The organism is Streptomyces glaucus (genome assembly GCF_039533365.1).
Lineage (GTDB): Bacteria > Actinomycetota > Actinomycetes > Streptomycetales > Streptomycetaceae > Streptomyces > Streptomyces glaucus.
Genome location: NZ_BAAATK010000098.1, coordinates 1 through 10,498, shown reverse-complemented (window position 1 = coordinate 10,498; position 10,498 = coordinate 1). Strand labels below are relative to the sequence as shown.

Below are 10,498 nucleotides of genomic sequence, written 5' to 3'. Positions count from 1 at the left end.
GGCACAGCGCCGGGCTGGCCCCTGGCCATGCCGATGTGGGCGTGCGGCGTCGCCGGGCCGCACCAAGGGACGCCTGCCCGCGGCTGCCGCGTCGGCAGCAGGTGCCGTGAACCGGCGTCACACCGTGGCAGTGCCCGCACCGCGGGATGCGGCGCGGCTGCCGCATCCCGCGGTGCGGGCACTGCTGGAGTTCTCCGCGCCACGCGCCCCCGCGGCTATCCGAAGGCCGGGTTGCCGGTCACCGTGCGGGCGTGGGCGAACAGCCGTGACTCGATCTCCGCCGCTGTCGCGGCGCCCACCAGCAGGTCCATCGCGTAACCGTCCTCCAGCGCGACGAAGGACCGGCCCAGTGCCCGGGGATCCCCGGTGAGGGTGAACTCCCCGCCGTCCTGGCCGTGTGCGAGGATCCGGCGGTACAGCTCGGTCTGCCGGTCGAAGAAGAGCCGGTGCGCCTGGGCGACCGCTTCGTTCCGCAGCGCGACGGGGAAGAGTTCGAACAACAGCCGGGTGCTCTCCTCGCCCTTGCCCGGCCAGGGCACCCCGCTGCGGATGCACGCCTGCAGCTGCTCCACCGGCCCCTCGGCCGCCGCGATCGCCTCCTTGCGGAGGACGAAGTAGGTCGCGGCACCGTGCTCGAAGACCGCCGAGAAGAGTTCTTGCAGGTCGGAGTAGTAGTAGAGCACGGAGGCCGGGGTGACTCCCGCTTCCTCGGCCACGTCCCGCAGCTTGACCGCCGTCGCCCCGATGCTGACGACGGCCCGCGCGGCCGCGTCGATCAGCTGGGCACGCCGTTCCGCCTGGTTTCTCGGTCGTGGCATGGTCCACATGTTCGCACACGCGTTTTTCCCGGCGTCCGCCCATTGACCCCCACCAATTCGTTAATTAAATTTCGTTTAACTAATGCGTTCCGACCCACACACCTGGTGCTCCATGTCGCGTCCTCTTCCCCTTGTCCTCGCGCAAGCCGCCCGGCGCCCCGCCGACGACCTGGACGGTTTCGCCGCCGACGTCGCCCGGCGCGTCCAGGGGCTGCCCGCGCAGCCGCTGGTCGTCTACCCCGAACTGCACCTGTGCGGCGAGCCGAGCGGCTCCCGGCTGTCTCCCGACGACCTTCCGGAGGCCACCGCCGAGCCGCTGGACGGTCCCCGTGACACCGCGCTCGCGCGGATCGCCGCCGACCTCGGCGTGTGGCTGGCCCCGGGCAGCGTCCACGAACGCGGCACCGACGGCCGCATCCACAACACCGCCGTGGTGTACTCCCCGCGCGGCGAACGAGTCGCCGCCTACCGCAAGATCTTCCCCTGGCGGCCCTACGAGACCACGGCCCCCGGCGCCGAGTTCACCGTCTTCGAGATGCCCGGCGTCGGCCGCATCGGCCTCTCGGTCTGCTACGACGCCTGGTTCCCCGAGACGACGCGCCACCTCGCCTGGATGGGTGCCGAGCTGGTGCTCAACTTCGTGCAGACCGGGACCAGCGACCGGGCCCAGGAGATCGTCCTCGCCCGCGCCAACTCCATCGTCAACCAGGTGTTCACCGCCAGCGTCAACTGCGCCGCCCCCGTGGGCACCGGGCGCAGCCTGCTGGTCGACCCCTCCGGCCATGTCCGCTCGCAGGCTCCGGCCGACGGCGACACGACCCTCACCGAGGTCATCGACCTCGACGAGGTGAGCACCGTCCGGCAGTTCGGCACGGCGGCGCTGAACCGCCCCTGGCAGCAGTTCCGGCCCGACGACACTCCGCTCGCCCTGCCCCTCTACCAGGGCCGCATCGACCCCGCCACCTGGAGCGGCCGCACCGGCCCCGGCTCCGCCCCCTCACCGGTGAAGAGCACACCATGACCGATCAGCCCACCCGGATGAGAGGCGACCTCGGCCTCCTCTCCATCGTCCTGTTCGGCCTCGCCTACATGGCCCCGGCCGTCGTCACCTCGACCTTCGGCGTCATCGCCGCAACCAGCAAGGGCGCCGCCCCCACCGCCTACGTCGTCGCCACCGGCGCGATGCTGCTGACCGGCCTCAGCTACGCCAAGATGGCCCGGCTCGTCCCGTCCTCGGGATCCGTCTACACCTACGCGCGGCGCATGCTCGACTCGCGGTTCGGCTTCCTGGCCGGCTGGGCCATGCTCCTGGACTATCTGTTCCTGCCCATGGTGGCCTTCCTGGTGCAGTCGATCTACCTGCACGCGCAGTACCCCTCGGTGCCGCAGTGGCTCTGGCTGGTGATCAACATCGTGCTGGCCACCGCCGTCAACGTCATAGGCCTCACGGTGGCCGACAAGGTCAACAAGACCCTGCTGATCGCCGTCACCGGCTGCCTGCTGGTGCTTCTCGTGCTGTGCGTCCACTACGGCCTCGGCCACGGCGGAGCCGCATCGGCCGGACACGCCGTCTGGAACAGCACCACCAGCATCTCCGCCGTCACCGCGGCCGCCGCCATCGCCGCCTACGCCTTTCTCGGCTTCGACGCCGTCAGCACGCTCAGCGAAGAGGCCCAGGACCCGCAGCGCACCATCCCGCGCGGCATCGTCCTCACCGTGCTCGCGGGAGGCGTGATCTTCGTGGCGCTCTCCTTCGTGATGCAGTGGGCCCACCCCGGGGGCGCCTTCGCCGACGAGTCCTCCGCCGGCTACGCCGTCTCCGCGCTCGTCGGCGGCCAGGACTTCGCCGACGTCGCGAACATCATCACCATGCTCGGCGGTTTCGCCTCCTGCGTGGCCATCCAGGCCAGCACCAGCCGTCTGATGTTCGTCATGGGCCGCGACAACGTCCTTCCCCGCCCCGTCTTCGGACGCCTGCACAGCAAACTGCTCACCCCGGTGCCGAACGTGCTCATCGTGGCCGCGGTCGCGCTCCTGGCGACCAACCTGACCCTGGCCGACGCCACCTCGTTCATCAACTTCGGCGCCTTCCTGGGCTTCACCCTGGTGAACGTCTGCGTCATCGCCCACGCCGTACGGCAACGGCGCTCCGGCGGCCGCCCCCCGCTGTTCGGCTTCGTGCTCCTGCCCCTGGCCGGCGCCGCCGTCGACGTCTACCTGATCACCCAACTCGGCGCCACCGCGACCAGGCTGGGACTCGGCTGGATCGCCATCGGCATCGTCTATCTCGCCGTCATCACCAAGGGCTTCCGCCGTCCCACCCCCGAACTCCGGCTCGACGACAAGGAATCGACCGGTACCGCGCGCTAGCCTCGCGTTTTCACGAGGCGGACCGTCCGGCGGCGGTCAGCCCGGCAGGAAGTGCCTCCGGCCGGCGAGAACGAGGATCGTCCAGATCCTTGCTCCCGCCGGCCGGAGGCACTTTCCAGTTCCAGTTGGGGGAACCATCGGTCCCCCCATGTGCGCGCCTCCGGGCCGTCGGCGGCCGCGGCCGGGGCGGACGAGTGTCCGTGCGCGCCGTACCGGCCCGGCACCAGCGCCTCGCGCGGAGGCCGGGTGTTCCCGGCGCGGCCATGAGCCCTGACCGCTGCCGCCCCGTCGGGCATCGCGGACCCGTAGCGTCCTTCCCCGCGCGTCGGGCTTGTTCCAGCACGGTCACTCCGTGGAGCACGCCCGGCTTGCGGACCGGGATTCCGAGCAGTGATCCGGTTCGGGGCGACACCTGCCCCGGCGATGGCCGCCCATGCCTAGCCCACTTCCCCGCTCCCTTGGTGGAGCAGCGGGCAGGAGGCGTGCAGCCCTCCGGCCCGCTCGCCGATCGGACGGGCGGCACCGGCCAGCCCCGCGCTTTCACGAGACGGACCGTCCGGCCGGTGATCAGTGAAACAGGAACCTCGTCGAGCACGCCGCCCGCATCGCCATCGCCATCGCCATCGGCATCGGCATCGGCATCGGCATCGGCATCGGCATCGGCATCGGCAAAAATTCTCCGACGCACCTGGAACCGGGAAGACCTCCGTGCAGACGGCTGCGGCGACGATCGTGGGCAAGGGCAGCAAGGACCTGGTCCGTATCACCCTGAAAGTCAGCGACGGCTCCTCCGCCGCCAAAGCCAGGACCACTACGGTCACCGCCACGGCCGGCCACCCCTTACGGATATCTCCCTTGCGGAAGTGGGTCGACGCGGGTGAGCTGATGCCGGGGCGGTGGGTCCGGACGTCCTCGGGCACCTGGTGCCGGATCAGTGTGGTCGAGGCGTGGACGGCGCACGAGGAGACAGTTCACAATCTCACGATCACCGATGTCCACACGTCCTGAGCCCATTCCGACTTCAGGCGACAGCCGATCAGCGCCATGTCACGGACATCTGATAGACCCTGGCTATGACGTTCTTGGCGGTGGTCGAGGGTGATGCGGGCGGATGGCGCATCGATCGGGATGTGCTGACCGACGCGATCCGTGCCCGGTGGTCCGAGGTCGAGATCGACTCGACGCACCGCAGCGAAGCGCGCAGCCTCATATGGCAGTTCAAGACGGAGAACGGCCCAGGTGAGGCCTATCTGCACGAGGACGGTACCTGCCTGTACATGGACGTCCGGGAGGAAGACGCGATCTGGTTGGCGATCGTCTTCCGCAGGCTGGCACCGACGGACCTCGACCTGGTGTTCTGCGACGAGGGTTACACCTTCGACGTCCGTCTGCGGGCTGGAACGACCGAGGCCGAGTTGACGGACCTGGTGAGTGCTGCGGGTTGATCTCCATCTGTCGCTGCGAGCTGGAGGACCGGGACGGCTTGGACGAGGCTCGTGATCCGGGTCGTCGAGCAGCGGAGTTCGCGGAGGAGGCGCCAGGACTTGAGGATGGCGATGGCCTGCTCGACCAGTGCGCGGATCTTTGCGTGGGACCGGTTGACGGCCTGCCGGCCGGTGGAGAGGCTGTCCCATCGGCCGCGGTAAGGGAGACGGACCGTGCCGCCTGCGCCCTGGTAGCCCTTGTCTGCCCAGCAGGTGATGCCGGCCGCGGCGAGTTCCTCGGTGATGCCGTGCTCGCGCGCGGCCCGGACGTCGTGGACGGCGCCGACCAGGGCTGGTGAAGCCCACACCGGACGCCCCTTCGGATCGACTATGACCTGCACGTTCATGCCGTGCTTCTTATGTTTGCCCGAGCAGAACGGGCGGTCGGCGGCGATTCGGTCGATGGGCGGGAGCGTCCCGTCCAGGATCACGTACGCCTTCGTCGACGCCGCTCGTACGGCTTCGGCGAGGGTGGGGGCGAGGGCGGCGATGGCGTCTCGCTGGAGGCGGGGCCGGACGTGGGCATAGACGGTGGCAGTGACGCCGATGTGGGCGTGGCCGAGGAGTTCCTTGCTCACGACGAGTCCAACGCCCTGTTCCAGGAGGAGGGTGGCGGTTGAGTGGCGAAGGCCGTGGAAGCGGATGCGGCGGAGGCCGGCCTTGCGGAGGAGCGTGGTGGAGGTGCGGGTGAGGTCGGTCGGGTCGATCGCTCCGCCCTGCGCAGTGGTGGACACGTGCTCGCTCTGCTGCCACGTGGTCCCCGCTGCCTCCCGCTCGTGCTACGTGTCGGCGGGGTCCGCACCGATTCTCATGCACGACGCCACGTGCAGGACCGTCGCCGAGAACGACGCGGGCCGTTTCGGGGACCTCGGTCCCGGTCGGCCCGGTGACGGTCCGGAGGCCCACCACATGCCTCGAGACGGCCTCGGCTTTCTCGCCAGGGACGAGGGCGGTGCCATCGTGACGAAGGATTCCGACCACGCTCCGACGAGGACGTACAAGAGCCGAGGGCGCAGGACGAAGCGGCTTGAGGCCGGTCTTCCGTTCCGCGCCGTTCTTGTCCGTGACATCTGGACCTGCGCGGAATCGGGCAGTTGCAGCACGGAGATTCCGGATATTTCAGCACGGGGATTCGAAGACTGCCGGTCCGTTACCTGAGAACAGGCATGATCTGACTCCGGCGGACGCCTGCGGCGCTGGAATCCATCCACGCCGCGGGCGTCCCCCGCCACCTGCTCCTGGTCGGTCCGCCGCCTGCTACCGTTGCGGCATGTCCCGGTCTGCCGACCCGCTCCGGCGTATACGTGACGACCAGGCTCTCACGGAACTCCTTTCGGATTCTTTTGAATTCGATGTCCGGCGCGCCGATCACGTGGACGCTCCTCGGCTCATGTCAGGACTCCCCCTCGAAGCGGTCGCCGGAGATTTCACGGGCGGAAAGTTCTATCTGTGCGGTGAGGGGCCTGCTCGCCCGGTGTGGTACGCAAGCGGCGAAGGTGAAGCCGGGGTCATCGCCAGGGACTTCTCCGAGGCCCTCGGCCTCGTGGTCGGCCTGCCCTACTGGCGGGACTGCCTGAAATACTCCGACGACGGTGACTTGACTTCCATGCGAGCAGCTGCGTCCTTCCTTCAGCGCGACATGCTCACGAGCGATCCGGAAATGGTTTCCGCGCAATCCCGGGCGGCCGGGACGCTCGGTCTGGAGATCAAGCCGGTGCCGGTCCTGGTGGAGCATCTCCACATGGCTGTGCGGAGCGCCGGTCCTGCCGATGTCTTCCTCGACGGGACCGGCGAGTACGACGGCCTGTTCGGCCCCTTTCCGCCGAGTCGCAATCCGCGCTGGCGGTAGCCGGAACGCCCGGCCGGAGCGCCCAGCCGGAGCGCACGGCCCACTGCGCGGGCCGCTTCGGGGATCCGTGCCGCGGCGCGGGAGGAGCGGTAGGGAGCGGGACAGCCTCGGCGGCGGGATTCCGGACGCTGTTGCCGCATCCGGACGAGCGGAAGCGCCGGCCGCCCGGGGTCCGGGGATTTCACCCGTTCGGCCGCCCCGCCCGGCCGGCGGCCGCGCGGCGGGGCGTGCGCGCCCTGCGCAGTTCGGCGCTCCCCCCGCCGCCGGCGGGGGGTGAGACGCCGCAGCCGTGGCTTTCCCCTGCAGATGCATCGATGCGCAGGCGCGCGGAGACTGGGGGTGTCGCCGCGATGACGACCGCCGCGGCGGAGAGGCTTCTGCGGACCGCGCAGGACCGCCGGCCGTGCCCGTCGGCCCCCCGATCGGTGCCCGGTCGCGTCCCGTGGGCGAGTCGAACGGAGAGAGTGATGCACGGACCGACCGAGGGACGATCCCCCCGGCGCGAGAACCCGGACGCTCCGACGGATCGGGTGGGGGCCGCCGTCGTGGGCCTGGGCGGGGCGGTCGCCACCACCGTCGTGGCCGGGGTGGAGCTGCTCAGGCTCGGCATCTGCGGTCAGGACGGGCTCCCGCTGGCGTCGCGCACGGATCTGGTGCCCTACGAGCGGCTGGTGTTCGGCGGCTGGGACGTGTCGGCCGACGACCTGGCCAAGGCCGCTCACCTGCACCGCGTCCTGGAACCGGCCCAGATCGAGGCCGCCGCTCCCCGGCTCCAGCAGGTGCGGCCGTGGCCGGCGGTGGCGGACCCGGCCTACTGCCGCGCGGTGACCGGCGCCCATGTCGTGCCGTTCGGCAGCCCGCGCGAGCGCACCGAACGCATCCGGGCGGACCTGCGGCGCTTCCGGGACGAACAGGGCCTGGACGAGGTGGTCGTGGTCAACCTCGCCTCGACCGAGCGCCTGCCCGACCCGGCGTCGCCCGCTCTCGCCTCGCCCGAGGCGTTCGAGGCGGCGCTGGACACCGGTGAGGAGGCGCTCACCCCCGCCATGCTCTACGCCTACGCGGCCCTGCGGGAGGGCATGCCGTACCTGAACTTCACCCCCAGTCGCGCGGCCGACGTGCCCGCGCTGACACGCCTGGCCGAGCGGCAGGGCGTGCCGGTCGCCGGCAAGGACGGCAAGACCGGGCAGACCATGCTCAAGACGGTGCTCGCCCCCGCGCTGCGCTCCCGGGCGCTGCGGGTGGAGGGCTGGTACTCCACCAACCTGCTGGGCAACCGTGACGGCCGGGCGCTGGAGGATCCCGACTCCCTGGCCAGCAAGACGGCCACCAAGGAGTCGGTGCTGGACGCGCTGCTCGGCTACCCGGTGGAGGACCACCGGGTGCGCATCGAGTTCTACCGGCCGCGCGGTGACGAGAAGGAGGCCTGGGACAACGTCGACCTCGTCGGCTTCCTCGGCCGCCGGATGCAGATGAAGATCGACTTTCTGTGCCGGGACTCCATCCTGGCCGCTCCGCTGGTGCTGGAGCTGATCCGGCTGCTGGCCGAGGCGCGGCGCCGCGGGGAGCGCGGGGTGCAGGAGCAGTTCGGGTTCTTCTTCAAGGCCCCGATGACCGCCGACGGGAGCGCCCCGGAGCACGCCCTGCACCGGCAGGAGCAGGCGCTGCTGGACTGGCTGGACGGCGGGGGCCGGACCGCGACGAGCGGGCGGTCGTGACCCGGGCCGCTCCCCGCCCCGCCGCGCGGGACGGGGAGGTGCCGCGCGGGGCCCTGCGAGCGGCCGTTCCGCTGCTGCGCGAGATCGGCGACCTCAAGAGGGTGCGCACGGCCGGCAGCGGCGCCTCGGTGGCCGAGCGCGCCTTCTGCCGGTCGTGGGCGGAGCTGGTGCGGGGCGGTGACCCCGGCCGGATCGCCGTGCGCGCGTGCGCGGCCGCCGTGGCCGGGGCGCGCCTGGCGGGAATCGACGGCCCGGTGCTGCGGCGGTGCGGGCTGACGGCCGACGAGGCGGTGGCCGTGCTGGAACGTTCGATCGGCCGGCACGCGGACCGGGTGGGCCCGGTGACGTCCGGTCTGCTGCGCGAGGCGCTGCCGGACGTGGTGGCGGACCCGTACGAGGGCCCGGCCCCCGGGTTCGCGGCGGTGCTGTGCGCCCAGCCCCGGGCCGGCGCCACCCGCCCGGGACGACCGCGGCTGATGGTCGAGCCGCCCGAGAGCCACGGCGACCACTGCTGGGCGGTGGCGGTCTACGGGGTGTTGCTGGCCGAGGCGTTCGGTGCCGCTCCCGGCGACGTCTTCCTGCTCGGTCTGGCCCACCACCTGCACAACGCGGTGCTGCCCGACGCGGGCTTCGCCGGGGAGGAACTGCTCGGCGAGCATCTGCCCGCGGTCCTCGCCCGGTTGACGCGGCAGCAGCTCGCCGTCCTGCCCGGGGCGCTCGCGGCGCGCGTGGAGCCGCTGCTCGCCTCGCGCGAGGGGACCGGCACCCCGGCCGCCCGGGCCTTCCACGCCGCCGACGTCCTCGACCGCGTCCTGCAGGTCCGCCATCACGCGCGGGCCGCCGCCTTCACCGCCGAGCAGGCGCTGGAGGACCTGGACCTGGTGCATCCCTGCGCGGTGTCCGGTTTCCACCGGGCCGTCCTGGACGCGGCGGAGACGGCGTGAAGGGCCCGGCGGGCCGCGCGACGGCCGAAGGCGCGGCACCGGCCGCGGCCGGTCTGGTCAGCCCCGGCAACGGGGCCCCGCTGCGGTCCTGCGGCCCCGGGCTGCTGTCCGACGGCGAGCGGCGCTGGCCCGTCGTGGCGGGCATCCCCTGGCTGCGCACCGGGCGGGAGGAGCTGCGCGAGCGGGCGGTGCGCCGGATCGGGGAAGGCGATCCGGACGGTGCCGCGCTGGTCCTGCTCGCCGACACCGACGACTGGTGGGACGGCCCGGTCCCCTCCCCGGGCGCGCTGCGTGCCGCGCTGGGGGCGGCCACCCTGCGCGAAGCGGTGACGCTGCTGGGCATGGGCAGGGTCGGGACGTACTTCCTGCACCGGTGGAGCGATCCGACCTGGCTGGCCGTGCTCGCCCTGACCGCCCGGCACTCCCCCGCCGGCTGGCCGGTGCTGGAGCTGGCGTGCGGCGCCGGGCACCTGCTGCGGGAACTGCACCTGCGCGGGCACCGGGACCTGACCGGGATCGACGTGGTCTTCGCCAAGCTGTGGCTGGCCCGGCGCTTCGTCGCCCCCCGGGCGCGGCTGGTGTGCGCCGACGTCACCGCGCCCTGGCCGCTGCTCCCCCCGGGCCGTCCCGCCTACGTGGCCTGCCACGACGCGCTGTACTTCCTGCCCCGCAAGGAGGAGGTGGTGCGCCGCGCGGTGGCGTACGCCGCCGGCGGCGGTGTCGTCCTGGGCCACTGCCACAACGCCCTCCTCCCCGGGCCGGTCGCCGGCCTGCCGCTGGACCCGGCCGGATGGTGCGCGCTGCTGCCGGGAGCCGTCTGCTACGACGACGCCGACCTGACCCGCGCCCTGCTGGCGGGGGCCCCTCCCCGGCCGCGCCCGCCCGGGGAACTGGCCGGCTGCGAGGCCCTGGCCCTGGTCGGCGCCCCGCCACCGCCGCCCGGGTACGGCCCCCGGTCCCCCGACCGGCCCGTCCCCGGCCGGCCCCTGCGCCCCAACCCGCTCTACCACGGCGGTCTGCTGCGCTGGCCGGGGGAGCGCTGGCGGGACGAGTACGGGCCCGGCGCCCGCGCCTACCTGCCCGAGCGCGTCGCCCTCTCCCCCGCCCTGCTCGCCGACGGCCGGGCCGGGCGGGTCACGCCGCGGGTGGCCGGCCTGGCCCGCCGCCGGGTGCTCCTGGACCTCCCGGAGCGGTGGTGAACGCGGCGGGCGGGCGGGCCGGCGCCGTGTGCCGGTGGGCGATCGCCGGATGCGGGTGGGTGGCCCGGGACCACTTCCTGCCCGGACTGCTGGCGGCCGCCGACGGCCGGGCCGGC

General features: G+C 72.5%; 9 protein-coding genes and 1 pseudogene. 8 read left to right on the top strand and 2 right to left on the bottom strand.

The features are described from left to right. Nucleotides 1–215: 215 nt before the first annotated feature. Nucleotides 216–818, bottom strand: a complete 603-nt coding sequence (locus tag ABD363_RS31945) for a TetR/AcrR family transcriptional regulator (RefSeq protein ID WP_344609958.1) — start codon at nucleotides 816–818, stop codon at nucleotides 216–218. Between the two features lie 112 nt (nucleotides 819–930). Between ABD363_RS31945 and ABD363_RS31940 the strand changes: the two genes are divergently transcribed. The 4 genes from ABD363_RS31940 to ABD363_RS31925 all read left to right on the top strand — a co-directional run bounded on the left by ABD363_RS31940 (nucleotide 931) and on the right by ABD363_RS31925 (nucleotide 4,633). Next, on the top strand, nucleotides 931–1,839 hold the full coding sequence (locus tag ABD363_RS31940; RefSeq protein WP_344609960.1) for a carbon-nitrogen hydrolase family protein: 909 nt from the start codon (nucleotides 931–933) through the stop codon (nucleotides 1,837–1,839). Further along, the gene (locus tag ABD363_RS31935) at nucleotides 1,836–3,188 is read left to right on the top strand and encodes an APC family permease (protein ID WP_344609956.1); all 1,353 of its coding nucleotides are present in this window, start codon (nucleotides 1,836–1,838) and stop codon (nucleotides 3,186–3,188) included. Before ABD363_RS31940 ends, ABD363_RS31935 begins: the two co-directional genes overlap by 4 nt. A 708-nt stretch (nucleotides 3,189–3,896) precedes the next feature. Then, entirely contained in the window at nucleotides 3,897–4,196 is a 300-nt protein-coding gene (locus tag ABD363_RS31930; RefSeq protein WP_344609954.1) for a hypothetical protein, read from the top strand. Between the two features lie 65 nt (nucleotides 4,197–4,261). Further along, entirely contained in the window at nucleotides 4,262–4,633 is a 372-nt protein-coding gene (locus ABD363_RS31925; RefSeq protein ID WP_344609952.1) for a hypothetical protein, read from the top strand. Between the two features lie 5 nt (nucleotides 4,634–4,638). Here ABD363_RS31925 and ABD363_RS31920 read toward each other — a convergent pair. Further along, nucleotides 4,639–5,406: pseudogene (locus tag ABD363_RS31920) on the bottom strand (transposase family protein); the annotation flags it as partial. Nucleotides 5,407–5,942: 536 nt separating this feature from the next. Here ABD363_RS31920 and ABD363_RS31915 point away from each other — a divergent pair. The 4 genes from ABD363_RS31915 (at nucleotide 5,943) to ABD363_RS31900 (ending at nucleotide 10,382) form a co-directional block, all read left to right on the top strand. Continuing rightward, entirely contained in the window at nucleotides 5,943–6,521 is a 579-nt protein-coding gene (locus ABD363_RS31915; protein WP_344609950.1) for a hypothetical protein, read from the top strand. Between the two features lie 467 nt (nucleotides 6,522–6,988). After that, complete coding sequence (locus ABD363_RS31910) at nucleotides 6,989–8,239, top strand: inositol-3-phosphate synthase (RefSeq protein ID WP_344609948.1); 1,251 nt, start codon at nucleotides 6,989–6,991, stop codon at nucleotides 8,237–8,239. Beyond that, nucleotides 8,236–9,183 carry an HD domain-containing protein gene (locus ABD363_RS31905; RefSeq protein ID WP_344609946.1) on the top strand — a complete coding sequence of 316 codons (948 nt, stop codon included), beginning with the start codon at nucleotides 8,236–8,238 and terminating at the stop codon, nucleotides 9,181–9,183. Before ABD363_RS31910 ends, ABD363_RS31905 begins: the two co-directional genes overlap by 4 nt. After that, a complete protein-coding gene (locus tag ABD363_RS31900) occupies nucleotides 9,180–10,382 on the top strand; it encodes a class I SAM-dependent methyltransferase (protein WP_344609944.1) in 1,203 nt (400 codons plus the stop codon). Before ABD363_RS31905 ends, ABD363_RS31900 begins: the two co-directional genes overlap by 4 nt. The last annotated feature ends 116 nt before the right edge of the window (nucleotides 10,383–10,498 follow it).

Coding starts and splice junctions, on each gene's coding strand:
- ABD363_RS31910 (WP_344609948.1), top strand. CDS start 6,989: ATGCACGGACCGACCGAGGGACGATCCCCCCGGCGCGAGAACCCGGAC.
- ABD363_RS31915 (WP_344609950.1), top strand. CDS start 5,943: ATGTCCCGGTCTGCCGACCCGCTCCGGCGTATACGTGACGACCAGGCT.
- ABD363_RS31925 (WP_344609952.1), top strand. CDS start 4,262: ATGACGTTCTTGGCGGTGGTCGAGGGTGATGCGGGCGGATGGCGCATC.
- ABD363_RS31945 (WP_344609958.1), bottom strand. CDS start 818: ATGCCACGACCGAGAAACCAGGCGGAACGGCGTGCCCAGCTGATCGAC.
- ABD363_RS31935 (WP_344609956.1), top strand. CDS start 1,836: ATGACCGATCAGCCCACCCGGATGAGAGGCGACCTCGGCCTCCTCTCC.
- ABD363_RS31940 (WP_344609960.1), top strand. CDS start 931: ATGTCGCGTCCTCTTCCCCTTGTCCTCGCGCAAGCCGCCCGGCGCCCC.